Annotated in this window: 18 protein-coding genes and 3 rRNA genes; 19 read left to right on the top strand and 2 right to left on the bottom strand. The window is 71.2% G+C overall.

The features are described from left to right. Positions 1-11: 11 nt before the first annotated feature. Positions 12-2,066, bottom strand: a complete 2,055-nt coding sequence (locus L3X23_RS12905) for a bifunctional lysylphosphatidylglycerol flippase/synthetase MprF (protein ID WP_237192458.1) — start codon at positions 2,064-2,066, stop codon at positions 12-14. A 43-nt stretch (positions 2,067-2,109) separates the two neighbouring features. Between L3X23_RS12905 and L3X23_RS12900 the strand changes: the two genes are divergently transcribed. After that, on the top strand, positions 2,110-3,120 hold the full coding sequence (locus L3X23_RS12900; RefSeq protein ID WP_237192457.1) for an MBL fold metallo-hydrolase: 1,011 nt from the start codon (positions 2,110-2,112) through the stop codon (positions 3,118-3,120). Positions 3,121-3,127: 7 nt separating this feature from the next. Here the strand turns inward: L3X23_RS12900 and L3X23_RS12895 are convergent, their stop codons facing one another. Continuing rightward, the gene (locus tag L3X23_RS12895) at positions 3,128-3,805 is read right to left on the bottom strand and encodes a DNA alkylation repair protein (RefSeq protein ID WP_237192456.1); all 678 of its coding nucleotides are present in this window, start codon (positions 3,803-3,805) and stop codon (positions 3,128-3,130) included. A gap of 83 nt (positions 3,806-3,888) precedes the next feature. Here L3X23_RS12895 and argC point away from each other — a divergent pair, with 83 nt between their 5' ends. The 18 genes from argC to L3X23_RS12805 all read left to right on the top strand — a co-directional run bounded on the left by argC (position 3,889) and on the right by L3X23_RS12805 (position 26,913). Beyond that, entirely contained in the window at positions 3,889-4,899 is a 1,011-nt protein-coding gene (gene argC / locus L3X23_RS12890; protein ID WP_237198009.1) for an N-acetyl-gamma-glutamyl-phosphate reductase, read from the top strand. Continuing rightward, positions 4,896-6,053, top strand: a complete 1,158-nt coding sequence (argJ, locus tag L3X23_RS12885; protein ID WP_237192455.1) for a bifunctional glutamate N-acetyltransferase/amino-acid acetyltransferase ArgJ — start codon at positions 4,896-4,898, stop codon at positions 6,051-6,053. The genes argC and argJ overlap by 4 nt, the downstream gene beginning before the upstream one ends. After that, positions 6,037-6,954 (top strand): acetylglutamate kinase, encoded by a 918-nt coding sequence (argB, locus tag L3X23_RS12880; RefSeq protein ID WP_374204837.1) that lies wholly within the window; start codon positions 6,037-6,039, stop codon positions 6,952-6,954. The genes argJ and argB overlap by 17 nt, the downstream gene beginning before the upstream one ends. Then, a complete protein-coding gene (locus L3X23_RS12875) occupies positions 6,951-8,114 on the top strand; it encodes an acetylornithine transaminase (RefSeq protein ID WP_237192454.1) in 1,164 nt (387 codons plus the stop codon). Before argB ends, L3X23_RS12875 begins: the two co-directional genes overlap by 4 nt. Next, positions 8,115-9,077 carry an ornithine carbamoyltransferase gene (argF, locus tag L3X23_RS12870; RefSeq protein WP_093088885.1) on the top strand — a complete coding sequence of 321 codons (963 nt, stop codon included), beginning with the start codon at positions 8,115-8,117 and terminating at the stop codon, positions 9,075-9,077. After that, positions 9,074-9,562, top strand: coding sequence for an arginine repressor (locus tag L3X23_RS12865; RefSeq protein WP_093088887.1), 489 nt, complete (start codon positions 9,074-9,076; stop codon positions 9,560-9,562). The genes argF and L3X23_RS12865 overlap by 4 nt, the downstream gene beginning before the upstream one ends. Beyond that, positions 9,559-10,983 carry an argininosuccinate synthase gene (argG, locus tag L3X23_RS12860; protein WP_237192453.1) on the top strand — a complete coding sequence of 475 codons (1,425 nt, stop codon included), beginning with the start codon at positions 9,559-9,561 and terminating at the stop codon, positions 10,981-10,983. The genes L3X23_RS12865 and argG overlap by 4 nt, the downstream gene beginning before the upstream one ends. Further along, positions 10,983-12,395, top strand: a complete 1,413-nt coding sequence (argH, locus tag L3X23_RS12855; RefSeq protein WP_237192452.1) for an argininosuccinate lyase — start codon at positions 10,983-10,985, stop codon at positions 12,393-12,395. The genes argG and argH overlap by 1 nt, the downstream gene beginning before the upstream one ends. Positions 12,396-12,487: 92 nt before the next feature. Then, entirely contained in the window at positions 12,488-13,150 is a 663-nt protein-coding gene (locus L3X23_RS12850; RefSeq protein WP_237192451.1) for a DNA-3-methyladenine glycosylase, read from the top strand. Next, a complete protein-coding gene (tyrS, locus tag L3X23_RS12845) occupies positions 13,147-14,412 on the top strand; it encodes a tyrosine--tRNA ligase (RefSeq protein ID WP_237192450.1) in 1,266 nt (421 codons plus the stop codon). The genes L3X23_RS12850 and tyrS overlap by 4 nt, the downstream gene beginning before the upstream one ends. A gap of 595 nt (positions 14,413-15,007) precedes the next feature. Further along, positions 15,008-16,524 (top strand): 16S ribosomal RNA (locus L3X23_RS12840). A 326-nt stretch (positions 16,525-16,850) separates the two neighbouring features. After that, positions 16,851-19,970, top strand: a 23S ribosomal RNA gene (locus L3X23_RS12835). A gap of 149 nt (positions 19,971-20,119) precedes the next feature. Further along, positions 20,120-20,236, top strand: a 5S ribosomal RNA gene (gene rrf, locus L3X23_RS12830). The 16S, 23S and 5S rRNA genes sit together here, the layout of an rRNA operon. 127 nt (positions 20,237-20,363) lie before the next feature. After that, positions 20,364-23,969, top strand: a complete 3,606-nt coding sequence (locus L3X23_RS36595) for a hypothetical protein (protein ID WP_374204836.1) — start codon at positions 20,364-20,366, stop codon at positions 23,967-23,969. Further along, on the top strand, positions 23,966-24,904 hold the full coding sequence (locus L3X23_RS12820; protein ID WP_237192449.1) for an HAD-IIA family hydrolase: 939 nt from the start codon (positions 23,966-23,968) through the stop codon (positions 24,902-24,904). The genes L3X23_RS36595 and L3X23_RS12820 overlap by 4 nt, the downstream gene beginning before the upstream one ends. A 133-nt stretch (positions 24,905-25,037) precedes the next feature. Next, on the top strand, positions 25,038-25,223 hold the full coding sequence (locus L3X23_RS12815) for a hypothetical protein (protein ID WP_093086333.1): 186 nt from the start codon (positions 25,038-25,040) through the stop codon (positions 25,221-25,223). After that, entirely contained in the window at positions 25,220-26,005 is a 786-nt protein-coding gene (locus tag L3X23_RS12810) for a TlyA family RNA methyltransferase (RefSeq protein WP_093086260.1), read from the top strand. Before L3X23_RS12815 ends, L3X23_RS12810 begins: the two co-directional genes overlap by 4 nt. Next, positions 26,002-26,913 carry an NAD kinase gene (locus L3X23_RS12805; RefSeq protein ID WP_093086256.1) on the top strand — a complete coding sequence of 304 codons (912 nt, stop codon included), beginning with the start codon at positions 26,002-26,004 and terminating at the stop codon, positions 26,911-26,913. The genes L3X23_RS12810 and L3X23_RS12805 overlap by 4 nt, the downstream gene beginning before the upstream one ends. Positions 26,914-26,989: the final 76 nt, after the last annotated feature.

Raw genomic sequence — 26,989 nt, 5'->3', positions numbered from 1 at the left:
TTTCGCCGAACTCAGACCCGCGCCAGCCTGACCAGCTCCCGCGCCGAGGCGTCGGGCAGGTAGGCGCGGGTCAGCGCCAGCCCGATCCGCGGCAGGTCCGCCTCGTCGCGGAAGACCAGGTGCAGCGGCGAGTACCGCGGCTGGAACTTCGCCTTGAAGGCGTGCAGCGAGCGGAACCCGTACAGCGGCTCCAGGCGGGCGCCGAGGGTGTCCAGCAGGCGGTCGAGGACGGCGGTGTCCCCGTCGGTGTCGGTGCGGGCCAGCGGCGCCCCGGACAGCGACACCACGCGTGCGCCCTCCGCCCGGAAGGTGAGGCAGGACGAGGCGATCAGGAACTCGACGACCGGCCGGAACCCGTCCTCCCGCCGCCGCATCACGTCGAGGGTCCAGCCGGTGACCCGTCCGTCTCCGTACACCGGCAGCCAGGACGTGACCCCCTGCACGATCCCGTCGGCGTCGAGCGCCAGCCCGACGCGGACGTGCGGGTCGAGCGCCTCGTCGACCCCGCCGAGGGTGAACCCCAGCTCGGGCAGGCCCTTGTCGCCGACCCACTGTTCCGAGATCTCCCGCACCTGCGCGACGAGCGAGTACCGCTCCTCGGCGAGGGTGACCATCCGGAACCCGACGCCCTGGGCACCCGCCCGGTTCAGCGCCGACCGGACGTCCTGCCAGGACTTCCCGCGGAACTCCAGGTCGGGCAGGTCGATCAGGGTGTCCTCGGCGACCTGCGTGGTGCGCCAGCCCGCCGCGCGGGCGGCCTGCGCCAGCTCGTCCGACGCCGAGAACAGGCACGCCACCAGCCCGGCCGTCTCGCTGCGGGCGCGGAACTCGGCCACCGCGCCCACCGGGTCGGCGCCCACGGGGTCGCCGAGCCCGATCGCGACGCCGGCGTGCCGCTGCCAGGCGACGACGGTGTCCCCGGCCGCGGTGCGGAACCAGTCGTTGTCCGGCCAGGTCGCCATCCACGACAGCGTGCCGCCGCCGTACCGCTCGACGAGGGCGACGGCGGTCTCCCGGTCGGTCAGCCCGCCCGCGGCCCGCCGACCGCGCCGCGACGGCACCCGCCACGCCCGCCGCCCGATCACCAGCACCGCGAACAGCACGGCGTAGGCCAGGCGGTCCGCCACGAAGATCCCCGGCGCCTGGCCGAGCTCGATCTCCCCGCCCGCCACCGCCACCGCGCCCGCCGCGACGCCGACGAGGAGCCCGACGGCGACGTTGAGCGCCGCCCAGCCGACGACCCAGCGCCAGGCGACCCGGTGCCCCTTGCGCAGGCCGTTCACCGCGAGCCCGGTGATCACCACGTTGAGCACGATGTCGACCCACGTGCTCTCGGGGTCGGCGGTCGAGCCCAGCGGCCCGTCGTTCGGCAGCGCCACGCTCAGCACGGACCCGGCGGTGAGCAGGACCAGCACGAACACCGCCAGCAGCCGCCACTCGCGCCGGGTCGGCCTGCCGGGCGCGGCGAGCCCGAGCCGCGCCCGTACCAGCCGCGGCCCGACGGCGAGCGCCAGACCGACCGCCACCAGGTGCTCGAGATCGGCCAGCGAGCCCAGGTACACGGCGCTGGCCAGCACGTACAGGCCGAGGGCGAGGCGCAGCCGCAGCCGCCAGGGCGGGCGCAGGACCGCGCTCGTCACCGCCGCGGCCGCCAGCGACCCGGCGGAGAACCCGACGTCGAGCAGGGTGGCGGTGCGGTCCGCCCACCCCCACCCGTGCCCGCGGACCGCGACCAGGAACCCGAGCGCGGCCAGGATGCCGGTCAGCTGCCCGACGACGGCCGCGACCGCGGCGACCCGCGTCCCCAGCCGCCACTCGGCGTACCCCACCAGCAACGCGAAGCTGCCGGTCATGGCCAGGTAGAACGGCGGCACCACGGCGAAGAACGGGCCCGTCAGCAACGTCCACCAGCGCCCCGCCTCCAGCGACGGCACGCCGTAGGCGACCATCGGGTACCAGGACGCGTCCTCGGCGGCCCGCCAGAGGGTGCCGGTCGCGAGCCCGAGCGCGATCATCGCGACCACGACGGCGCTGGTGAACGGCAGCCGCCTGATCAGGTGCGTCATCCGGAGAGGGTCGCACGGGCGCAGACGGCGTTACCGTCGGATCATGTGCTTCGCAGACGAGCCCGGTGGCGCGCCCCGACCCGCGCCCGGCGTCGCCGTGGACCCGATCGCGCTCGAGCCGGTCGACGAGGTGCGGATCACGACCCTGGTGGAGAACACCTTCGACGCGTTGCTGGTCGGCTCCGAGCGGGTCGCACGGGCCGGGCTGGGGGCGGGTCGGGTCGAGGCGCCGCAGTTCCTCGGCGGCGCGGCGGACGTGGGCCTGGTGGCCGAGCACGGGTTCTCCGCGCTGGTCACGGTGCGCCGGGGAGCCACGGAGACCGCACTGCTGTTCGACGCCGGACTCTCGCCGGACGCCTTGTCGCTCAACGCCGCGCGGCTGGGGGTGGACCTCGGCGCGGTGCAGGGGATCGTGCTCAGCCACGGCCACCCCGACCACGCGGGCGGGCTGCTCGGGCTGCCGCGCCTGCCGATGGTCCTGCACCCGGGTGCCTGGACCCGGCGCAGGTTCGCGCTGCCCGGCGGGGCGCGCGAGCTGGCCTCGCTGAGCCGCCGCGCGCTGGAGGCGGAGGGGTTCTCGCTCGTCGAGCGGCGGGTCCCGTCGCTGCTCGTCGACGGCGCGGTGCTGATCACCGGCGAGGTCGACCGGACCACCGACTTCGAGCTCGGCATGCCCGCCGCGCACGAGGCCTGGACCGGGGACGGCTGGGAGCCGGACCCGTGGGTGGTCGACGACCAGGCCCTCGTCGTGCACGTCCGGGACCGCGGTCTCGTGGTGCTGACCGGCTGCGGGCACGCGGGCGCGGTGAACATCGTGCGGCACGCGCAGCGGCTCACCGGCGTGGCGGAGCTGCACGCCCTGGTCGGCGGCCTGCACCTCGGCGGAGCGCACGTCGAGCCGGTGATCGCCCCGACCGTGGCGGCGCTGCGGGCGCTCGCACCCGCCGTGGTCGTCGGAGGCCACTGCACCGGCTGGAAGGCGCAACACGCCCTCGCCGCGGCCCTGCCGGACGCCTACCTCCCGCCCAGCGCGGGCAGTACCTACCGGCTGTGAGCGCGGCTCACAGGTGTTTGAGGGCCTCGCGGCGCGAGAGCGGGGAGAGGTCCGGGTGGGCGTCGACGAACTCGCGGACCCACAACGGGTCGGTGCGGGCGTGTTGGCGCAGCGCCCAGCCGATCCCCTTGCGCAGGAAGAAGTCCTCGTCCTTGAGGCTGGCCTCGATCGCCTCGCCCAGCAGAGCGGTGTCGGTGGCCTCCTTCGCCATCAGCTGGCAGATGATCGAGGCGCGCCGCAGCCACGGATCGGGGTCGGTGGCCCAGCGCCGCATGACGGGGACGACCCGGCCGGGGTCGGCGCGCAGCAGCGGGCCGACCAGGCGGTTCGCGATCTCGTCGACGTGGTCCCACCAGGCGCCGGACACGATCCAGTGCCGGTAGCGGGGGAGCCAGTCCGCGTCCGGCAGGCGGGCGAGCGACCGGTGGGCGCACAGGGCCGTGGCGAGGTAGCGCTCCTCGCGGAACTCCGCGCCGTCCCACAGGGCGTCGACGACGCGGGCCAGGACGTCCGCGGTCGGCGGCGGCGCGGCGGCCAGGCACTCGCGCAGGATCCGGGCGCGGACCGGTTGCGGCACCCCGCGGAAGGGCAGGGCGGACTTCATGTACGCCTGCATGGTCGGCGCCTGCTCGGGGTCGGCCGCGCGCGCGAGCGCGGCGCGCAGGGCGGCCACCAACGGGTGCATGGGGCGAGCCTAGAGCCGTAGGCTCGGGGAAACCCCCTTTGCATGAGCTTGCAGGGGTGTGCATAATCATCCGCGTGGTACGGATCGCAGTGGCAGGAGCCAGTGGCTATGCCGGGGGAGAGCTGTTGCGGCTCCTCCTGGCCCACCCGAGCGTCGAGATCGGCGCGCTCACGGCGGGCGGCAACGCGGGCCGACGAGTCGGTGAGTTCCAGCCCCACCTGACCCCGCTCGCGGACCGGGTGCTCGGCGAGAGCACCGCCGAGGTGCTCGCCGGACACGACGTGGTCTTCCTCGCGCTGCCGCACGGCAAGTCGGCGGAGATCGCGGCGCAGCTGGGCGAGGGCGTCCTCGTCGTCGACTGCGGGGCGGACCACCGGCTGGCGGACTCCGCCGCCTGGGACCGGTGGTACGGCGGGGAGCACGCCGGGCACTGGCCCTACGGCCTGCCGGAGCTGCCCGGTGCGCGGGACGCGCTGCGGGGCACCCGGCGGGTCGCGGTCCCCGGCTGCTTCCCCACGGTCTCGTCGCTCGCCCTGGCCCCGGCCCTGGCGGCCGGGATCGTGGCCCCGGACGTGGTGGTCACCGCGGTCACCGGGACCTCCGGCGCCGGGAAGTCGCTCAAGCCGCACCTGCTGGGCGCCGAGGTCATGGGCTCGCTCTCCGCCTACGGGGTGGGGGGCGTGCACCGGCACACCCCGGAGATCGCGCAGAACCTGTCGGGGGTGTCCGGTACCCCGGTACGGGTGAGCTTCACCCCCGTCCTCGCGCCCCTGCCCCGGGGCATCCTCGCGACCTGCACCGCGCCGCTGACCGGAGACGGTGCGGACGCGCGGGAGGTCTACGAGAAGGCCTACGCGGCCGAGCCGTTCGTCCGGCTGCTGCCCGAGGGGCAGTGGCCCACCACCAAGGCCACGCTCGGCGCCAACACGGTGCAGCTGCAGGTCGCGGTGGACGCGGACGCGCAGCGGCTCGTGGTGGTCGGCGCGATCGACAACCTGGCCAAGGGCACCGCGGGCGGCGCCGTCCAGTGCATGAACATCGCGCTCGGCCTCCCCGAGACCACCGGTCTCCCGACCACGGGGATCGCGCCGTGAGCGTCGTCGCGCCGCAGGGCTTCCGGGCCGCGGGCATCGCCGCGGGGCTCAAGGTGAGCGGCAAGCCGGACCTCGCGCTCGTGGTGAACGACGGGCCGGAGCAGACCGCCGCGGCCGTCTTCACCCGCAACAAGGTCAAGGCCGCCCCCGTCCTGTGGTCCCAGCAGGTCCTGACCACCGGCACGCTCCGCGCGGTCGTCCTCAACTCCGGCGGGGCGAACGCCTGCACCGGCCCCGAGGGCTTCCAGACCGCGCACGCCACCGCCGAGAAGGCCGCCGAGGTGCTCGGGGTGGGCGCGATCGACGTCGCGATCTGCTCCACCGGGCTGATCGGCGCACAGCTCCCGCGGGACGTGCTGCTGGCCGGGGTCGAGAAGGCCGCCGCGTCGCTGGACGCCTCCCCGGAGTCCGGGCTGGCCGCGGCCACCGCGATCATGACGACGGACACCGTGGCCAAGCAGGCCGTGGCCGTCCGGGAGGGCTGGTCGGTCGGCGGGATCACCAAGGGCGCCGGGATGATCGCGCCGTCGATGGCCACCATGCTGTCGGTCCTCACCACGGACGCCGCGGTGTCGGCGGAGACCCTGGACAGCGCCCTGCGCGCCGCCGTGCGGGTCAGCTTCGACCGGCTGGACGTCGACGGGTCGATGTCCACCAACGACACCGTGATCGCGATGGCTTCCGGCGCCTCCGGTGCCGCGCCCTCGGTCGCGGAGCTCACCGTGGCGTTCACCGAGGTCGCGAAGAGCCTCGCGGCGCAGATGCAGGCGGACGCCGAGGGCGTCACCAAGCGGGCGACGATCCGGGTCACCGGCGCCGCGAGCGAGGACGACGCGGTCACGGTCGCCCGCACGGTCGCCCGGGACTCGCTGGTCAAGACCGCGCTGTTCGGGTCGGACCCGAACTGGGGCCGGATCGCCGCCGCGGCGGGCTACGCGGACGCGGAGCTGGACCCCGACTCGCTGGACATCACGATCAACGGCGTGCTGCTCTGCCGGGGCGGCGTGGCGGCGGGGGACCGGTCGCTCGCGGACCTCAGCGGCGAGGACGTCCTGGTCGTGGTCGCGCTCGGGATCGGCGGCGGCGAGGCGGAGATCCTCACCACCGACCTGTCGCACGCGTACGTGGAGGAGAACAGTGCCTACTCCTCGTGAGGGCGGCAGCCCGGTGATCAGCCCGGGTCGGCTCACCCACGCCGGTGAGAAGGCCGCGGTCCTGGCCGAGGCGCTGCCCTGGCTGCAGCGCTTCCACGGCAAGGTCGTCGTGGTCAAGTACGGCGGCAACGCCATGATCGACGAGGAGCTCAAGCAGGCCTTCGCGCAGGACATGGTGTTCCTGCGGCTGGCCGGCATCCACCCCGTCGTCGTGCACGGGGGTGGGCCGCAGATCAGCGCGATGCTGAAGCGACTGGGCCTGCCGGGTGAGTTCCGCGGCGGGCTGCGGGTCACCACGCCCGAGACGATCGACGTGGTCCGGATGGTGCTGGTCGGGCAGGTCGGCCGCGAGCTCGTCGGCCTGATCAACCAGCACGGCCCCTACGCCGTGGGCCTCTCCGGGGAGGACGCCGGGCTGTTCACCGCCGAGAAGCGCACGGCGCTGGTCGGCGGCGAGGAGGTCGACATCGGCCTGGTGGGAGACGTGGTGGAGGTCAGCCCCGCGGCGGTGCTGGACATCGTGGCGGCGGGGCGCATCCCCGTGGTCGCCGGTGTCGCGCCGGACGTGGCGGGCCAGGTCCACAACATCAACGCCGACAGCGCTGCCGCCGCGCTGGCGGCCGCGCTCGGCGCCGAGAAGCTCGTGGTGCTCACGGACGTCGAGGGCCTCTACGCGAACTACCCCGACCCCGAGTCGATCATCTCGGAGCTGACCGCCGCCGAGCTGGAGCCGATGCTCCCGCAGCTCGAGAGCGGGATGGCCCCGAAGATGGAGGCCTGCCTGCGCGCGGTGCAGGGCGGGGTCCCCCAGGCGCACGTGATCGACGGCCGCGTGCCGCACTCCGTGCTGCTCGAAGTCTTCACCTCAGCCGGTGTCGGAACCATGGTGGTGCCCTCATGACCAGCAACTACGCCGAGCGGTGGCAGCACTCGCTCATGAACAACTACGGCACCCCGCCGCTCACCCTGGTGCGCGGCGAGGGCGCCCGCGTCTGGGACGCGGACGGGCGCGAGTACCTCGACCTGCTGGGCGGCATCGCGGTCAACTCCCTCGGCCACGCCCACCCGGCGATCGTCGAGGCGGTCACCCGGCAGATCTCCACGCTGGGCCACGTCTCCAACCTCTACATCGCCGAGCCGCCGCTGCTGCTCGCGGAGAGGCTGCGGGACCTGCTCGGCCAGGAGTCGGCGCGGGTGCTGTTCAGCAACTCCGGCGCCGAGGCGAACGAGACGGCGTTCAAGATCGCGCGGCGCACCGGCCGCCCGAAGATCATCGCCTGTGAGCAGGCGTTCCACGGCCGCACCATGGGTTCGCTGGCCCTGACGGGCCAGCCCGCCAAGCGCGCCCCGTTCGAGCCGATGCCCCCGGGCGTCGAGCACATCCCGTTCGGGGACGTCGCGGCGCTCGAGGCGGCGGTGGACGAGACCACCGCGGCGGTGTTCCTGGAGCCCATCCTCGGCGAGGCGGGCGTGATCGTGCCGCCGGAGGGCTACCTGGCGGCGGCGCGGGAGATCACCGCGCGGCACGGTGCCCTCCTGGTGCTGGACGAGGTGCAGACCGGCATCGGGCGCACCGGCGCCTGGTTCGCGCACCAGACGGTCGGGATCGTGCCGGACGTCGTCACCCTGGCCAAGGGCCTGGGCGGCGGCCTGCCGATCGGCGCCTGCATCGGGATCGGGGCGGCGGCGAGCCTGCTCGAGCCCGGCCAGCACGGCACCACCTTCGGCGGCAACCCGGTCAGCTGCGCCGCGGCCCTCGCGGTCCTGGCCGTGATCGCGAACGACAACCTGCTCGAGCACGTGACCACGCTCGGCAAGGAGATCACCGCGGCCGTCGAGCAGATGCCCCTGGTCACCGACGTGTCCGGCGCGGGCCTGCACATCGGGATCGGCCTGGCGAAGCCGGAGTCCGCGGCGATCACCGCGGCCGCCCGGGACCGGGGCTACCTGATCAACAACCCGGCGCCGGACCGGCTGCGGCTGGCGCCGCCCCTCGTGCTCCCCCGGGAGGAGGCCCAGGGCTTCCTGGCCGACCTCCCCGACATCCTGCGGAGCGTCTAGATGGTCCGGCACTTCCTGCGGGACGACGACCTCAGCGCCGCCGAACAGGCCGAGGTCCTCGCGCTGGCGGCGGAGCTGAAGGCGGAGCGGTTCGCGGCGGGGGAGAGGAGCCTGCGAAACGACCGATCGGCGCTGCCGCTGCACGGGCCGCGCCCGGTCGCGGTGATCTTCGACAAGGCGTCCACCCGCACCCGGGTCTCCTTCGAGGTCGGCATCACCCAGCTCGGCGGGCAGCCGGTGATCCTGGACGGCACCACCAGCCAGCTCGGCCGCGGCGAGACGATCTCCGACACCGCGCGGGTGCTCTCGCGCTTCGTCGACGCCATCGTCTGGCGCACCTCGGGGCAGGAGCGGATCGCCGAGATGGCCGCCGCGGCCACCGTCCCGGTGGTCAACGCGCTGACCGACGAGTTCCACCCGTGTCAGGTCCTCGCGGACCTGCAGACGATCCGGGAGCGGTTCGGGCGCACCGCCGGGCTCACCCTGACCTACCTGGGGGACGGCGCGAACAACATGGCCCACTCGCTGCTCCTCGGCGGGGTGCTGGCGGGCCTGCACGTGCGGATCTGCGCGCCCGAGGGCTTCCAGCCGGACCCGGAGGTCCTGCAGGCGGCGAAGGCCCACGGCAGCGAGACCGGCGGGTCGGCGGAGCTGATCGGGGACCCGGGCGCCGCGGCCGAGGGCGCGGACGTGCTGGTCACCGACACCTGGGTGTCGATGGGCCAGGAGGCGGACGGGCTGGACCGGGCGGCGCCGTTTCGGCCGTACCAGATCAACGCCGAGCTGCTGGGCAAGGCGAACAGCGGCGCGATCGTGCTGCACTGCCTGCCCGCCCACCGCGGGGACGAGATCACCGACGAGGTGCTCGACGGTCCCGCGAGCGCGGTGTGGGACGAGGCGGAGAACCGGCTCCACGCCCAGAAGGCGCTGCTGGCGTGGCTGATGGACCCCGCGCGCACATGACCGGCGCCACCCGGGCGGCCCGGCAGGGCCTGATCATCGAGCTCGTCTCGCGGCACACGGTGCGCAGCCAGGGCGAGCTGCTCGTGCTGCTGGAGGAGCACGGCGTCGACACCACCCAGGCCACGTTGTCCCGCGACCTGGACGAGCTCGGGGCCGTCAAGCTGCGCGGGGCGGACGGCGGGCAGCCCGCCTACGTGATCCCGGAGGACGGGAGCCCCGTCCGGGGCGTCGAGGGGGGCACGTCGCGCCTCGAACGCCTGCTGTCCGAGCTGCTCGTCTCCACCGACTCGAGCGGCAACATGGCGGTCCTGCGCACGCCGCCCGGAGCGGCGCACTACCTTGCGAGTGCACTGGACCGCGCGTCGCTGAGCATCGTCGTCGGCACCATCGCGGGAGACGACACGATCTTCGTGGTCGCCCGTGAACCGCTGACCGGCGCCCAGCTGGCCGACCGGCTACAGAACCTGCATGAAGGAGCATCGTGAGCAAGGTCCTGACCTCCCTCCCGAAGGGCGAGCGCATCGGCATCGCCTTCTCGGGCGGCCTCGACACCTCGGTGGCGGTCGCCTGGATGCGCGACAAGGGCGGGATCCCGTGCACCTACACGGCAGACCTCGGCCAGTACGACGAGGCGGACATCGCGGGCATCCCGGAGCGGGCCACGCAGTACGGCGCCGAGATCGCCCGCGCGGTGGACATCAAGCCCCAGCTGGTGGACGAGGGGCTGGCGGCGCTGGCGTGCGGCGCGTTCCACATCCGTTCCGGCGGGCGCACGTACTTCAACACCACACCGCTGGGCCGCGCCGTCACCGGCACCCTGCTCGTCCGGGCCATGCAGGCGGACGAGGTCAACATCTGGGGTGACGGGTCGACCTACAAGGGCAACGACATCGAGCGGTTCTACCGCTACGGCCTGCTGGCCAACCCCGAGCTGCGGATCTACAAGCCCTGGCTGGACGCGGACTTCGTCGACGAGCTCGGCGGGCGGGACGAGATGAGCCGCTGGCTCACCGCGCACGGCCTGCCCTACCGGGACTCGGCGGAGAAGGCCTACTCGACGGACGCGAACATCTGGGGCGCCACGCACGAGGCGAAGACCCTCGAGCACCTGGACGTCTCGCTGGAGACCGTCGAGCCGATCATGGGCGTGCGGTTCTGGGACCCGGCGGTCGCGATCGAGACCGAGGACGTCGCCGTCACGTTCGAGGCGGGCAGGCCGGTGGCGCTGAACGGCAGGCGCTTCGCCACGGCCGTCGACCTGGTCCTGGAGGCGAACGCCATCGGCGGCAGGCACGGCCTGGGCATGTCCGACCAGATCGAGAACCGGATCATCGAGGCCAAGTCGCGGGGGATCTACGAGGCCCCCGGCATGGCGCTGCTGTTCGCCGCCTACGAGCGGCTGATCAACGCGATCCACAACGAGGACACCGTCGCCAACTACCACAACGAGGGCCGCAAGCTCGGCAGGCTGCTCTACGAGGGCCGCTGGCTGGACCCGCAGGCGCTCATGGTGCGCGAGTCGGTGCAGCGGTGGATCGCCTCGCTGGTCACCGGCACCGTCACGCTGCGGCTGCGCCGGGGAGACGACTACACGGTCCTGAACACCGAGGGCACCGGCTTCTCCTACCACCCGGAGCGGCTGTCGATGGAGCGCGTCGAGAACGCGGCCTTCGGTCCCACGGACCGGATCGGCCAGCTGACCATGCGCAACCTGGACATCGCCGACTCCCGCGCCAAGCTCGAGGCCTACGCGGACCAGCCCGCCGAGCAGGGCACCGTGCTGGTGGAGCACGGCACGCTGTTCGGGGAGCTGCCCTCGGGCGGGTTCGACCGGATCGCCGCGGGTGAGGACGGCGGCGAGGGCGCCTCGCTCGACGCCGCGGCACTCGAGTCGGGTACGGACTGATGCCCGAGTCGAGCGGAGCGTTGTGGGGCGGCCGGTTCACCGGCGGCCCCGCGGACGCGCTGGCCGCCCTGAGCAAGTCCACCCAGTTCGACTGGCGGCTCGCGCCCTACGACATCCGCGGATCCAAGGCGCACGCCCGCGTGCTGCACCGCGCCGGCCTGCTGACCGACGCCGAGCTGGACGGGATGCTGGAGGCGCTGGACAAGCTGGCGGCGGACGTCGAGTCGGGCTCCTTCGGCCCCGCCGTCGACGACGAGGACGTGCACAGCGCCCTCGAGCGCGGCCTGATCGAGCGAGCCGGGCCGGAGCTGGGCGGCAAGCTCCGCGCGGGCCGCTCCCGCAACGACCAGGTCGCCACCCTGTTCCGGATGTGGCTGCGGGAGGCGGCGCGCCGGATCGGGTCCGGCGTGCTGGACGTCGTGGACGCACTCGTCACCCAGGCCACCGCCCACCCGAACGCCCCCATGCCGGGCCGCACGCACCTGCAGCACGCGCAGCCGGTGCTGCTCGCCCACCAGCTCGGGGCGCACGCCCAGGCGCTGGTCCGAGACGTCGAGCGGCTGCGGGACTGGGACCGGCGGGCCGCGGTCTCGCCGTACGGGTCCGGGGCGCTTGCCGGGTCGTCGCTGGGGCTCGACCCGGAGGCGGTCGCGGCGGAGCTGGGCTTCGACTCCTCGGCGGAGAACTCGATCGACGGCACCGCCGCGCGGGACTTCGCCGCCGAGGCGGCCTTCGTCCTCGCGATGGTGGCGGTCGACCTCAGCAGGCTGTCGGAGGAGGTCATCCTCTGGGCGACCGCGGAGTTCTCCTACATCACCCTGGACGACGCGTTCTCCACCGGCAGCTCGATCATGCCGCAGAAGAAGAACCCGGACGTCGCCGAGCTCGCGCGCGGCAAGGCGGGCAGGCTGATCGGCAACCTGACCGGGCTCCTGGCCACGCTCAAGGGCCTCCCGCTGGCCTACAACCGGGACCTGCAGGAGGACAAGGAGCCGCTGTTCGACTCCGCCGAGCAGCTCGAGGTCCTGCTGCCCGCGGTGTCCGGCATGGTCGAGACCCTGGTGTTCCACACCGAGCGGCTCGCCGAGCTGGCCCCGGCCGGGTTCACCCTCGCCACCGACATCGCCGAGTGGCTGGTGCGGCAGGGGGTCCCGTTCCGGGTGGCGCACGAGGCGGCGGGCGGCTGTGTGCGCGCCGCCGAGGCCCGCGGCGTGGGCCTGGCGGACCTGACCGACGCCGAGCTCGCGCAGGTCCACACCGCGCTGACCCCCGCGGTCCGCGAGGTCCTCACGGTGGCGGGCTCGATCGCCAGCCGGGACGCGCGGGGCGGCACGGCGGGGGTCCGGGTGGAGGAGCAGCTGGACCGGCTGCGGCTCGTCACGGCGGACCACCGGGCCTGGTGCTCCGCCTGAGCGTCGCGGGATGCGCGCCCCCGACCCGACCTCCGCAGTGTGGAGCCACAACGGCCGGAACCGCGCCGTGAGACGGACACTGTGGAGCCACGATGCTGCTTGATCGCGGTGAGCTCGCGGGCGACGTGCTGCCCGCGGCGCGGCGGCTGCTGGGCTGCACGGTGGAGGTGGACACGCCGGACGGCACCGTGGCCGTCGAGCTGGTGGAGGTCGAGGCGTACCGCGGGGCGGACGACCCGGCGTCGCACAGCTACCGGGGGCGGACCCCGCGCAACACGGTGATGTTCGGGCCCGCCGGACACCTGTACGTGTACTTCGTCTACGGGATGCACTTCTGCGCCAACGTGTCCTGCCTCGGCGACGGGGCGGCGGGCGCGGTGCTGCTGCGAGCGGGACGGGTGGTGTCGGACCCGGGGATCGCCCGGGTCCGTCGGCCCACCGCCCGCACGGACCGCGAGCTGGCGCGCGGGCCCGCCCGCCTGGCCGCACTGCTCGGGCTCGGCCGGGACCACAACGGCCTGGACCTGACCTCGCCGGACTCGCCGGTGCGGATCGTGGCGGGCGCACCCGTCGCCCCGGACCGGATCCGGAGCGGACCGCGGGTCGGGGTGGCGGCCGCCCACGAGCTGCCCTGGCGGTTCTGGATCGACGGCGCGCCGGAGGTCAGCCCCTATCGCCGGCACACCCCGCGCGTCCGGACCCCGACCCGACCCGACCGACGTGCGGCGCGGGGATCGGGGAGGATTGGCCCGTGAGCATCCTCGACGAGCTGGAGTGGCGCGGCCTGATCGCGCAGAGCACGGACCTCGACGCCCTGCGCAAGGACCTCGACGCACCCGAGCCGCTCACGCTCTATTGCGGATTCGACCCCACGGCGGCCAGCCTGCACGCTGGCCACCTGATCCCGCTGCTCACCCTGCGCCGCTTCCAGGAGGCGGGGGCCCGGCCGATCGTGCTGGCGGGCGGGGCCACCGGCCAGATCGGTGACCCGCGGGACGTGGGGGAGCGGTCGCTGCAGAGCGTCGACACCGTCGCGGAGTGGGCCGGGCTCATCCGCGGCCAGCTCGAGCGGTTCGTGGTCTTCGACGATTCGCCCACCGGGGCGCTGGTCGCGAACAACCTGGACTGGACCGGCGGGCAGAGCGTCCTGGAGTTCCTGCGGGACGTCGGGAAGCACTTCTCGGTGAACGTGATGCTGGCGCGGGAGACCGTGAAGCGCAGGCTGGCGACGGACGGGTTGTCCTACACCGAGTTCAGCTACCTGCTCCTGCAGTCCCAGGACTACCTGGAGCTGTACCGCCGGTACGGCTGTCGGCTGCAGATCGGCGGCTCGGACCAGTGGGGCAACATCGTCGGCGGAGCGGACCTCATCCGCCGGGTCGACGGGGGCTCCGCCCACGCCCTGACCCTGCCGCTCGTCACGGACTCGGAGGGCCGCAAGTTCGGGAAGTCGACGGGCGGCGGCAACATCTGGCTCGATCCGCGGCTGACGTCGCCGTACGCCTGGTACCAGTACTTCGTGAACGTGGCCGACGCCGACGTGGGCCGCTACCTGCGGATGTTCACCTTCCTGTCGCGGGAGGAGATCCTCGCGCTCGAGGAGGACACCCGGGAGCGTCCGCACCTGCGGGCGGGGCAGAAGCGGCTCGCGGCGGAGCTGACCACGCTGGTCCACGGACCACACCAGACGGAGCAGGTCGTCGCGGCGTCCGCGGCGCTCTTCGGGCGCGGCGAGCTCACCGGGCTGGACGCGTCCACACTGGACGCCGCGATGAGCGAGGTGCCGACCGCAGACGCGGTGCTGGGGGAGACCACGCTCGTCGACCTGCTGATCGGTACCGGTCTCGTGGAGTCCCGGGGCGCCGCGCGGCGGGCCGTCGGCGAGGGCGGGGCGTACGTGAACAACGTGAAGATCACCGACGAGGGCTGGACGCCGTCGTCGGCCGACGTGCTCGCGGGTGGCTGGCTCGTGGTGCGCCGCGGGAAGCGCAACCTGGCCGGCGTCCGCGCGCGGTAAGCGACGTCACACGGCTGTTCTCTCGGGCCCGGCGCCCCCGTCAGGGGGGTGCCGGGCCCGACCCGTCTCGGTGGCGGCGCCGTCGGGCCGCGTCGGGGGCGACTGCAGGCCCGTGCCGCGCACGCGGACCTCGATACCGGCCTTGACCTGCGAAGACATCGATAACCCACCCCCCCGGTTTTCGGGCCCTGAGGGCGTGTGTGTAACTTTCTCGTCGTCGCCAAGGCGGTCAGCACGACAGACCGGGACGGAATCTCCGGCCCAGAGTCAGACGGCAGGCGGCGACGACAATCGGTTCACACCGACCCGCTAGGGGCGATGGGGATCGGCGCGGGACCCCGGTGCTTGACCAGGCCGGTGGAACCGGGTAAGTTAAGAAAGTTGCCTCCGGCCGGACCGGCCTGGTAGAGTGACTGCAGACGACGCCCCCGAGCGTGTATCCCGAGTGGATCCATGCGGAGGTGTGCGGATGTCTTTTGAGAACTCAACAGTGTGTCGAGCTATTTTTCTTGTTCTGGCAGTGTTTGTGCCAGTTCATTTTGGGGCTCGTTCCTCCGACCCCGTCGGAGGCGAGCCCGTCAGCTAGAGCCAGTTTTTGTTGGAGAGTTTGATCCTGGCTCAGGACGAACGCTGGCGGCGTGCTTAACACATGCAAGTCGAGCGGTAAGGCCTTTCGGGGTACACGAGCGGCGAACGGGTGAGTAACACGTGGGCGACCTGCCCTCCACTCTGGGATAAGCCCGGGAAACTGGGTCTAATACCGGATATGACCTTCCCTCGCATGGGGGTTGGTGGAAAGTTTTTCGGTGGGGGATGGGCCCGCGGCCTATCAGCTTGTTGGTGGGGTGATGGCCCACCAAGGCGACGACGGGTAGCCGGCCTGAGAGGGCGACCGGCCACACTGGGACTGAGACACGGCCCAGACTCCTACGGGAGGCAGCAGTGGGGAATATTGCGCAATGGGCGAAAGCCTGACGCAGCGACGCCGCGTGGGGGATGACGGCCTTCGGGTTGTAAACCTCTTTCGCCAGGGACGAAGCGCAAGTGACGGTACCTGGATAAGAAGCACCGGCCAACTACGTGCCAGCAGCCGCGGTAACACGTAGGGTGCGAGCGTTGTCCGGAATTATTGGGCGTAAAGAGCTCGTAGGCGGTCTGTCGCGTCGGTCGTGAAAACTTGGGGCTTAACTCTGAGCTTGCGGTCGATACGGGCATGACTGGAGTTCGGCAGGGGAGACTGGAATTCCTGGTGTAGCGGTGAAATGCGCAGATATCAGGAGGAACACCGGTGGCGAAGGCGGGTCTCTGGGCCGATACTGACGCTGAGGAGCGAAAGCGTGGGGAGCGAACAGGATTAGATACCCTGGTAGTCCACGCCGTAAACGTTGGGCGCTAGGTGTGGGGGCCATTCCACGGTCTCTGTGCCGCAGCTAACGCATTAAGCGCCCCGCCTGGGGAGTACGGCCGCAAGGCTAAAACTCAAAGGAATTGACGGGGGCCCGCACAAGCGGCGGAGCATGTGGATTAATTCGATGCAACGCGAAGAACCTTACCTGGGTTTGACATGCACCAGACATCCCTAGAGATAGGGCTTCCCTTGTGGTTGGTGTGCAGGTGGTGCATGGTTGTCGTCAGCTCGTGTCGTGAGATGTTGGGTTAAGTCCCGCAACGAGCGCAACCCTTGTTCCATGTTGCCAGCACGTAATGGTGGGGACTCATGGGAGACTGCCGGGGTCAACTCGGAGGAAGGTGGGGATGACGTCAAATCATCATGCCCCTTATGTCCAGGGCTTCACACATGCTACAATGGCCAGTACAGAGGGCTGCGAGACCGTGAGGTGGAGCGAATCTCTTAAAGCTGGTCTCAGTTCGGATTGGGGTCTGCAACTCGACCCCATGAAGTTGGAGTCGCTAGTAATCGCAGATCAGCAACGCTGCGGTGAATACGTTCCCGGGCCTTGTACACACCGCCCGTCACGTCACGAAAGTTGGTAACACCCGAAGCCGGCGGCCCAACCCTTGTGGAGGGAGTCGTCGAAGGTGGGACTGGCGATTGGGACGAAGTCGTAACAAGGTAGCCGTACCGGAAGGTGCGGCTGGATCACCTCCTTTCTAAGGAGTCTCACCGAGTGGTGAGCGTCCGGGTCTTCGGGTCCGGTCCTTTCACTGATACGCATCCGTGATGACGGTTCGAGTCCTGGTTTGGGGTTCGGGTCGTGGGTGCGCTGGGTGGAACACAGTTTGCATTGTGCAGAACTTGGGTTCGACACACTGTTGGGTCCTGAGGGGACATCCTGTTGGGTGTGTTCTCCGGCCGCACCCGGTTGGTGCCTTCTAACGCTTTCGTCGAGGTGACTCGGTTGGGGGTGGTGGAGGTGCTGGTGCCGGGGTTCGGTTGTGTGTTGAGTGTTGCATAGTGGATGCGAGCATCTTGTTGTGGTCAAGTGTGTAAGGGCACATGGTGGATGTCTAGGCATCAGGAGCCGATGAAGGACGTGGGAGGCCGCGATAGTCCTCGGGGAGTTGTCAACCTAGCTGTGATCCGAGGGTGTCCGAATGGGGAAACCCAGCGCCCGTCATGGGGCGTTACCGTGCGATGAATTCATAGTCGTACGGGGGGAACGTGGGGAAGTGAAACATCTCAGTACCCACAGGAAGAGAAAACAACCGTGATTCCGTGAGTAGTGGCGAGCGAAAGCGGAGGAGGCTAAACCGTGTTCGTGTGATACCCGGCAGGGGTTGCGGATGCGGTGTCGTGGGTTATGGTCGTCGAGGTTCTGCCGGATCTTGGATCGTGTTGTCTGTGTGTTAGTGGAAGACGTCTGGAAAGCGTCACCGTAGTGGGTGAGAGTCCCGTACGCGAAAACATGCAGGGCATGGTGGACTGTGTACCCGAGTAGCAGCGAGCTCGTGGAATTTGCTGTGAATTTGGCGGGACCACCCGTTAAGCCTAAATACTCCCTGGTGACCGATAGCGGACTAGTACCGTGAGGGAAAGATGAAAAGTACCCCGGGAGGGGAGTGAAATAGTACCTGAAACCGTGTGCCTACAAGCCGTCAGAGCCTTTCGGGGTGATGGCGTGCCTTTTGAAGAATGAGCCTGCGAGTTATGCTTCGTGGCGAGGTTAACCCGTGTGGGGTAGCCGTAGCGAAAGCGAGTCTGAATAGGGCGTGTAGTCGCGGGGTGTAGACCCGAAGCGGAGTGATCTACCCATGGCCAGGGTGAAGCTACGGTAAGACGTGGTGGAGGCCCGAACCCACCAGGGTTGAAAACCTGGGGGATGAGCTGTGGGTAGGGGTGAAAGGCCAATCAAACTCCGTGATAGCTGGTTCTCCCCGAAATGCATTTAGGTGCAGCGTCGCGTGGTGGGTACCGGAGGTAGAGCACTGGATGGTCTAGGGGGCCGACAAGCTTACTGAAATCAGCCAAACTCCGAATGCCGGTACTGTTAGCGCGGCAGTGAGACTGTGGGGGATAAGCTTCATAGTCGAGAGGGAAACAGCCCAGATCACCAGCTAAGGCCCCTAAGCGTGCGCTAAGTGGGAAAGGATGTGGGATCGCCGAGACAACCAGGAGGTTGGCTTAGAAGCAGCCACCCTTGAAAGAGTGCGTAATAGCTCACTGGTCAAGTGGTCCTGCGCCGACAATGTAGCGGGGCTCAAGCGCACCGCCGAAGCTGTGGCAATCCAGCAGAGATCCGCTCGCCGGTTTTTCCGGTGGGTGTAGTCGTTGGGTTGGGTAGGGGAGCGTCGTGCATCCGTTGAAGCTGCGGGGGAACCCAGTGGTGGAGGGTGTGCGAGTGAGAATGCAGGCATGAGTAGCGAATGCAGAGTGAGAATCTCTGCCGCCGGATGACCAAGGGTTCCTGGGCCAGGTTGTTCCGCCCAGGGTGAGCCGGGACCTAAGGCGAGGCCGACAGGCGTAGTCGATGGATAACGGGTTGATATTCCCGTGCTCGTGATAGTGCGCCCATGCTGAGGTCGTTGATGCTAACCATCCGAACCCGGCTCTGTTGTCCCTTCGGGGGCTTGAGTTCGGGGGAGCGTGGGAACCGATTCGGTAGTAGGCAAGCGATGGGGTGACGCAGGAGGGTAGCTCCGCCACGCGGTGGTTGTCGTGGTGTAAGCCTGTAGCCTGATTCCTAGGTAAATCCGGGGGTCGTGAAGGGTGAGAGGTGATGCGTAGCCGATTGAGGCGAAGTAGAGTGATCCCATGCTGTCGAGAAAAGCCTCTAGTGAGTGCTGTTGCGGCCCGTACCCCAAACCGACACAGGTGGTCAGGTAGAGAATACCGAGGCGATCGAGTGAACTCTGGTTAAGGAACTCGGCAAAATACCTCCGTAACTTCGGGAGAAGGAGGGCCGGTTGTCTTGAAGCCCCTTTGCGGGCTAGGGGCGGCCGGTCGCAGAGACCAGGCCCAAGCGACTGTTTACTAAAAACACAGGTCCGTGCGAAGTCGCAAGACGATGTATACGGACTGACGCCTGCCCGGTGCTGGAACGTTAAGAGGACCTGTTAGTCCTTTCGGGGGCGAAGCGGAGAATTTAAGCGCCAGTAAACGGCGGTGGTAACTATAACCATCCTAAGGTAGCGAAATTCCTTGTCGGGTAAGTTCCGACCTGCACGAATGGCGTAACGACTTGGGCGCTGTCTCGACCAGAGACTCGGCGAAATTGCACTACGAGTAAAGATGCTCGTTACGCGCGGCAGGACGGAAAGACCCCGGGACCTTTACTATAGCTTGGTATTGATGCTCGGTTCGGCTTGTGTAGGATAGGTGGGAGACTGTGAAGCGGTCACGCTAGTGGTTGTGGAGTCGTTGTTGAAATACCACTCTGGTCGAATTGGGTGTCTGAACCTCGGGCCATGATCTGGTTCAGGGACAGTGCCTGGTGGGTAGTTTAACTGGGGCGGTTGCCTCCCAAAGAGTAACGGAGGCGCCCAAAGGTTCCCTCAGCCTGGTTGGCAATCAGGTGTTGAGTGTAAGTGCACAAGGGAGCTTGACTGTGAGACTGACGGGTCGAGCAGGGACGAAAGTCGGGACTAGTGATCCGGCACCGCCTTGTGGAAGGGGTGTCGCTCAACGGATAAAAGGTACCCCGGGGATAACAGGCTGATCTTGCCCAAGAGTCCATATCGACGGCATGGTTTGGCACCTCGATGTCGGCTCGTCGCATCCTGGGGCTGGAGTAGGTCCCAAGGGTTGGGCTGTTCGCCCATTAAAGCGGTACGCGAGCTGGGTTTAGAACGTCGTGAGACAGTTCGGTCCCTATCCGCCGCGCGCGTAGGAGACTTGAGGAAGGCTGTCCCTAGTACGAGAGGACCGGGACGGACGAACCTCTGGTGTGCCAGTTGTACCGCCAGGTGCATGGCTGGTTGGCTATGTTCGGAAGGGATAACCGCTGAAGGCATCTAAGCGGGAAGCTCGTTCCAAGATGAGGTCTCCCACCACCTTGCGTGGTTAAGGCTCCCAGTAGACGACTGGGTTGATAGGCCAGAGATGGAAGCCCTGTGAGGGGTGGAGTTGACTGGTACTAATAGGCCGAGGGCTTGCCACAACATGTTGTTCGCATCCACTGTGTGACCCTGAGCACACAACCTCATTCCCTGGTTTCGGGGGGTGTTCGGTTGGTGTTCGAAACCCTGGGTCCCGATTCCTTCCACTGTGTGGTGGGGGTTGGGGTGTTGGGGATAGTTGGATAGTGTTGTCGGTGGTTATGGCGGAGGGGGAACGCCCGGTCCCATCCCGAACCCGGAAGCTAAGCCCTCCAGCGCCGATGGTACTGCACTCGCCAGGGTGTGGGAGAGTAGGTCGCCGCCGACATCAAACATCGAAGGGCGTCCCCACCGGGCAGGTGGGGGCGCTCTTTTTTGTGTTCTCCGAGGCTGGAATCGCGGCTGTGCAACAGAAGCCCGAGCACGGCCGCGACGCGACGGAATCGGAATCTCCAGTGACTGATCGGGATGACAAGCAGGGCTCCGGCGACCGCCGTGACCGCCCGCGCACCTTCGACCGGCGTGACGACCGCCGCCAGGGTGGCCGCGTCGGCAGCGGGTGGGGTGACCGCAACGACCGGGACCGCGACCGCAGCGACCGGGGCACCGGCGACCGCGACCGGGGCGACCGGCCCCGGGGCGGGCGGAGCCAGCCGAGCGGAAAGGTGCCCGTCGACCGGTGGGGCAAGGACGACCGGCGTGGTCGGGGCCGGGACGACCGCTCCGGCGGATTCCGCCGGGACGACCGTGACGACCGCAAGGGCGGCTCCCGCGGCGGCCGGGACGACCGGCCCGGCGGTGACCGTGCTCGCGGCGGCGCGCGGGACGACCGTGGCGGCTACCGAGGTGGCTACCGAGACGCCGGCGGGCGCGACGAGCGTGGTCCGCGCCGGGACGACCGTCCGTCCGGTGGTGGCTCCCGCGAGGACCGCGGTTCTCGGAGTGGCGGCTACCAGGGCGATCGCGGTGGCCGTGGCGGCTCGCGCAGCGACGACTTCCGGGGCGGTGACCGTGGTCGCGACGGCTCGCGCGGTGGGTACGGCTCCAACGACCGCGGCGGCTACCGCAGCGACTCCCGTCGTGAGCGCGGCGAGGGCGGTGCGCGCGGCTACCGGGGGAACGACGGTGCGCGCACCGACCGCGGCGGCAGCTCCGGTGGCTACCGCGGAAACGACGACTCGCGCGGCTACCGCGGGAACAACGAGTCGCGGAACCACCGCGGTGGAGACGACTCCCGCGGATACCGGGGCAACGACGGGGCGCGGAGCGACCGCGGTGTCCGCGGCGACGACGACTCCCGCGGCTACCGGCGCACCGACGACTCACGGGGTGACCGAGACTCCCGCACCGACGGTCCGCGCGGCTACCGCGGGAACGACGACTCCCGTGGATACCGGGGGAACAGCGGTGCCCGGAGCTACCGCGGTGACGACGATTCCCGCGGCTACCGGGGCAACGGCGGTGCGCGCACCGACCGCGGGAGCAGTGGTTCGGGCGGCTACCGGGACACTGACTCACGTGGTGGCCGGGGCAGCGATTCCCGCGGGTATCGCGGCAACGACACCTCGCGCGGGGACCGCGGGAGCAGTTCCGGCGGCTACCGCGGAAACGACTCGCGTGGTGACCGCGCGACCGGCGGCTACCGCGGCAGCAGCGACTCCCGTGGCTACCGGGGCAGCGACTCGCGTGGTGACCGCGAGAACGGCTCCCGTGGTTACCGCGGGAGCGATTCGCGCGGTGAGCGGGACGGCGACTCGCGCGGCTACCGTGGCAACGACACTGCCCGCGGTGACCGCGCCGGCGGCGACTCGCGTGGTGACCGCAGGTCCGACGCCTTCCGTGGCGGGTACCGCGGCGATCGCGACTCCGGCTACCGCGGAGGCTCGTCCGGTGACCGCGACGATCGTGGTCAGCGCGGCGGCTACCGGGGCGACCGGGACCGCGCGGGCTACGGCGCCGACCGGGGTGCCCGTGCTGACTACCGCGCCGACTACCGCGGCGACGACGACCGCGGCCGTGACGACCGTGACCGGAACGACCGTGACCGCCGGTTCGGCGACGACCGCGCCGCGTCCGTGGACGAGCGCCCGGTCACTCGGGACACGGACGACCGCCCGGTCACCCGAGAGACGGACGAGCGCCCGAGCAGCGCGGCCGTCACCGGCGATGCCCTGCCCGCGTCCGACGACCGGGAGAGCGCCGGCTCTCCGACCGACCACCCCTCCACCGCCGACACCGCCGCGGCTGTCGAGCCCGCTGCCGCCGCGTCCCCGACCGTGACCGAGGGCGGCCGCGCGGCGGAGCAGGTCGCGGGCACCGAGAGCCTGACCCCGACCTTCGACGACGGCCGTGCCGCCGCCGAAGACGCCCGGGGCACCGGGGACGACGCCCGTCCTGCGCGCACGACCGACGCGCCGTCCGAGCAGGCCCCGGTGCGCGACCGGGACCGCGAGTGGCGGCAGGAGTACCCGCGCCGGGACCGTCGCGACGACCGGCCGCGCCGGGACGACCGCCCGCGCGGCGGTGACCGGGGACGACGGGACGACCGGCGGGACGCCCGACCGGGACGGGACGACCGGCCCCGGCGTTCGGCCGGCGCCGCCGAAGGGGTCTCGACCCCGTACATGGCCGAGCCCGATCTGCCGGAGGGGGTGCGGGCGTCCGCGCTCGACGGCGACGTCCGGCGTGACCTGCGTGGTCTGCAGAAGGACACGGCGGACACCGTGGCGCTGCACCTCGTGGCCGCCGGGATGCTCGTCGACTCCGACCCGGAGCAGGCGCTCGAGCACGCCCGGTTCGCCCGCAAGCGGGCGTCTCGGATCGCGCTCGTCCGCGAGGCGGCCGGGATCGCCGCCTACCACGCGGGGGAGTGGACCGAGGCGCTCGGTGAGCTGCGCGCCGCCCGTCGCATGGGGGGCGGGCCGGGGCACCTGGCGGTGATGGCCGACATCGAGCGGGCGCTCGGGCGCCCGGAGCGCGCGCTGGACCTGGCGCGCAGCCCGGAGGCGAAGGAGCTCGAGCACGCGGAGCGGGTCGAGCTCGCGATCGTCGCGGCCGGGGCCCGGCGGGACCTCGGCGAGACCGACGCCGCGGTCGTCGGGTTGCAGGGGGCCGACCTGGACCCGAAGAAGCGGGATCCGTGGAGCGCGCGGCTGTTCTACGCCTACGCGGACAACCTGCTCGCCGCGGGCCGCGAGTCCGACGCCGTGCAGTGGTTCGCCCACGCCGTCGACGCGGACGTCGAGGTCGAGACCGACGCCCGCGACCGGCTGGCCGAGCTGACCGGCGAGTCCCTCGACGACGACGGCTTCGACATCGGCGACGTCTACGAGGACGACGGGGCGGACGGGGACGAGCCGGCCGAACCGACACGGGCCGCGAACGGGACCACGGCGACCGCCGCCGCCCGTCCCAGCGTCTCCGCCCGTCCCAGCGTCTCCGACGGGCCCGCTTCCGACGACGCGGTCTCGGATGAGGCGCTCTCCGGCGACGCGGCGCCCGCCGGGGCCGTCTCCGACGAGGCTGTGTCCGATGAGGCGCCCTCCGCCGGGGCCGTGTCCGATGAGGTCACGACCGCCGGGGCCGTGTCCGACGGGACCGTGTCGGACGGGACCGTGTCGGACGGGACCGTGTCGGACGGGACCGTGTCGGACGGGACCGTGTCGGACGGGACCGTGTCGGACGGGACCGTGTCGGACGGGACCGTGTCGGACGGGACCGTGTCGGACGGGACCGTGTCGGACGGGACCGTGTCGGACGGGACCGTGTCGGACGGGACCGTGTCGGACGGGACCGTGTCGGACGGGACCGTGTCGGACGGGACCGTGTCGGACGGGACCGTGTCCGAGGAGGTGGCGACCGACGGGCCCGTGTCCGGCGAGCCCACATCCGGCCAAGCCGGCTCCGACGACGGTCCCGTCTCCGACCCGACCGTCTCCGACCCGACCGAGCCGCCCGCCCCCTCCGCGAGCGGGACGGACGGCGAGGCGGACGAGGACGGCGACCCGCTGCCCGCCGTCGACACCTGGCCTTCCCTCGAGGGGCAGAATCGGGAGTCGTGAGCGACCTCCTCTCCCGGTTCGACGCCCTCCTCGCCGACCTCGACGGCACCCTGTACGCGGGTAAGGAGGCGGTGCCGGGCGCGGTCGCCGCCGTCCGGGCCGCCGCGGAGCGGGGGGTGCGGACCGCGTACGTCACCAACAACGCGTCGCGGCGTCCGGCGGACGTCGCGGCGCACCTCGTCGAGCTGGGGTACCCGGCGACGACCGAGGACGTCCGGACCAGCTCGCAGGCGGGTGCGGCGATGCTCGCCGCGCAGCTGCCGGCCGGGGCGAAGGTGCTGGTCCTGGGCACCGACGCGCTCGTCGACGAGGTGGCCCTGCGCGGCCTGACGCCCGTGCGCGAGGCGGCGGGTGCGGTCGCGGTGGTCCACGGCCACTCCCCGGACACCGGGTGGCGCCAGCTCGCCGAGGCCACCCTCGCCATCCGCAACGGGGCGGTCTGGGTCGCCACGAACGTCGACCCGACGCTGCCGACCGAGCGCGGCCCCATGCCCGGGAACGGGTCCATGGTCCGGGTGGTGCAGACCGCGACCGGGATGGACCCGCAGGTCGCGGGCAAGCCCGCGCCCGCGCTGATCCTGCAGGCCCACCGGGACGGGGAGCGGTCCCTGGTCGTGGGGGACCGCCTGGACACCGACATCGAGGGCGGCAACGCTGCGGGCCTGCCGACGCTGCTGGTGCTCACCGGCGTCTCCACCCCCCGCGACGTGCTCGAGGCCCCCGAGCGGCAGCGGCCGACCTACATCGGCGCCGACCTCGGCGTGCTGAGCGAGGACCCCGGTCCCGAGGGATGGCGGGTGTCCGACGGCGTGCTGAGCGGCGAGGGCTCCCCGGTGGCCGCGCTGCGCGCCCTGCTGGCCGCGGCGTCGGGCCCGGACGTCCGGGCGGACGGCGACCAGGCCGTCCACGCTCTCGACGCCCTGGGCCTCGGCTGACCGAGCCCATGATCCACGTCTCGGGAGCGGGACGGTCGGAGATCGACCGTCCTCCTCCCGACGAGTGGATCACTGCAGTGCCGGTCCGAGCGCGGTGGTGAAGATCGGCCGGGCATGGCTTAGCCTGGCGACGATGAACGCTCCGGTCCCCGGCGACCCCCGGCCGCCCGCCGCCCGCCCGCTCGAGGCGGTGCGTGCCGAGGTCGACAGCGCCCTGGCCGCGCTGGACGAGGTGGCCGAGCGGCCCGCGTCCGAGCACGTCGCGGCGTTCGAGCGGGTGCACGCCGCGCTCGGCGCGGCCCTCGCCGCGGGCTCGTGACCACGCGTTCGCGGCTCGACGCGGAGCTCGTGCGTCGCAAGCTGGCCCGCTCCCGACAGCACGCCGCCGAGCTCATCGGCGCCGGTCGGGTGACCGTGAACGGCATGCCCGCGCAGAAGCCCGCGTCCCAGGTCGAGCGCAGTGCCCCGGTCGTCGTGGCCGAGAACGACGAGCCCGAGTGGGCCTCGCGCGGCGCCCACAAGCTGATCGGCGCGCTCGACGCGTTCGGGGTCGACCCCGCGGGCCTGCGCTGTCTCGACGCCGGCGCCTCCACCGGGGGGTTCACCGACGTCCTGCTCAGCCGCGGGGCCCGGGAGGTCGTGGCGGCGGACGTCGGGTACGGGCAGTTGGTCTGGCGCCTGCGGTCCGACGAGCGGGTGCGCGTCCACGACCGCACGAACGTCCGCGCGCTGGAGCCCGCGCAGATCGGCGGGACCGTCGACCTGACCGTCGCCGACCTGTCGTTCATCTCGCTGCGCACGGTGTTGCCCGCGCTGGCCGCGTGCACCGCCGGGACCATCCTGCCGATGGTGAAACCGCAGTTCGAGGTGGGGAAGGAGCGGCTGGGGTCCGGGGGAGTGGTGCGGGACCCGGCGCTGCGGCTCGCCGCGCTGACCGAGGTCGCGCAGGCCGCCCGCGCGCTCGGACTGGCCGTGCTGGGCGCCGTCGCGAGCCCGCTGCCCGGCCCGTCCGGCAACGTCGAGTTCTTCCTGCGGCTCGGCACCGGGGAGGACGTCGGGGACGGCCCGCTGGCCACCGCCGTCGAGGAGGGGCCGGCATGAGAGAGGTCCTGGTCGTGCTGCACGCCGGGCGCGCCACGAACCGGCGGGTCGCCGCCCGGGTCGCGGAGCGGTTGGCGGCCTCGGGCATCCGGCTGCGGGTGCTCGCCGACGAGTGGGCCGAGGTGCAGAACGGCCACGACCTGCCGCCGGAGCTGCGCCCGGTCGTCGTCGACGGGTCGCCCGCCTGCGCGGCGGAGACCGAGGCCGTGATCGTCCTCGGCGGCGACGGCACCCTGCTGCGCGCCGCCGACCTCGCCCGCCCCGCGAAGGTGCCGCTGCTGGGGGTGAACCTCGGCCGCGTGGGGTTCCTCGCGGAGGCCGAGCAGGAGTCGCTCGGCGAGGCGCTCGATGCCGTCGCCGCCGGGAAGTACCAGGTCGAGGAACGGATGACGGTGGACGCCGTGGTCCGCCACCACGGCCGCACGCTGGACCGCACCTGGGCGCTGAACGAGGCCTGCGTGGAGAAGAGCACCCGTGAGCGGATCCTCGAGGTGATGCTGGAGATCGACGGCCGCCCGGTGTCCGGCTTCGGCTGCGACGGCGTGATCTGCTCGACGCCCACCGGCTCCACCGCCTACGCCTTCTCCGCGGGCGGCCCGCTGATCTGGCCGCAGGTCGAGGCGATGCTCGTCGTGCCGTCGAACGCGCACGCCCTGTTCGCGCGGCCGCTCGTCGTGTCCCCGACCAGCGAGGTCGCGATCGAGATCGACGCGACCGGCCCGCCCGCGGTCCTCGACTGCGACGGCCGCCGGATCATCGACGTGCCGCCCGGCGCCCGGGTGGAGATCACCCGGGGCGTCGAGCCCGTGCGGATGATGCGGCTCGACGGCCAGCCCTTCGCCGACCGGCTCGTGCGCAAGTTCGACCTCCCCGTCCGCGGCTGGCGCGGGGAGCCGGACGACAGCTGAGCGGACACTGACCGCACTCGAACAGCCGTTCGGCTCTCGTGTCCACAGGGGCGGCGCGGCGGCGTCGGATCTGTCG

This window comes from Pseudonocardia sp. WMMC193 (assembly GCF_021728735.1).
Taxonomy (GTDB): domain Bacteria; phylum Actinomycetota; class Actinomycetes; order Mycobacteriales; family Pseudonocardiaceae; genus Pseudonocardia; species Pseudonocardia oroxyli.
This window is presented reverse-complemented; position numbering and strand designations above follow the sequence as displayed.

What these genes read in the sequence shown, in the direction of transcription:
- L3X23_RS12815 (WP_093086333.1), top strand. Translation starts at nt 25,038, where the DNA reads ATGAACGCTCCGGTCCCCGGCGACCCCCGGCCGCCCGCCGCCCGCCCG.
- L3X23_RS12895 (WP_237192456.1), bottom strand. Translation starts at nt 3,805, where the DNA reads ATGCACCCGTTGGTGGCCGCCCTGCGCGCCGCGCTCGCGCGCGCGGCC.
- L3X23_RS12900 (WP_237192457.1), top strand. Translation starts at nt 2,110, where the DNA reads ATGTGCTTCGCAGACGAGCCCGGTGGCGCGCCCCGACCCGCGCCCGGC.
- argF (WP_093088885.1), top strand. Translation starts at nt 8,115, where the DNA reads ATGGTCCGGCACTTCCTGCGGGACGACGACCTCAGCGCCGCCGAACAG.
- L3X23_RS12905 (WP_237192458.1), bottom strand. Translation starts at nt 2,066, where the DNA reads ATGACGCACCTGATCAGGCGGCTGCCGTTCACCAGCGCCGTCGTGGTC.
- L3X23_RS12805 (WP_093086256.1), top strand. Translation starts at nt 26,002, where the DNA reads ATGAGAGAGGTCCTGGTCGTGCTGCACGCCGGGCGCGCCACGAACCGG.
- L3X23_RS12875 (WP_237192454.1), top strand. Translation starts at nt 6,951, where the DNA reads ATGACCAGCAACTACGCCGAGCGGTGGCAGCACTCGCTCATGAACAAC.
- L3X23_RS12850 (WP_237192451.1), top strand. Translation starts at nt 12,488, where the DNA reads ATGCTGCTTGATCGCGGTGAGCTCGCGGGCGACGTGCTGCCCGCGGCG.
- L3X23_RS12865 (WP_093088887.1), top strand. Translation starts at nt 9,074, where the DNA reads ATGACCGGCGCCACCCGGGCGGCCCGGCAGGGCCTGATCATCGAGCTC.
- argH (WP_237192452.1), top strand. Translation starts at nt 10,983, where the DNA reads ATGCCCGAGTCGAGCGGAGCGTTGTGGGGCGGCCGGTTCACCGGCGGC.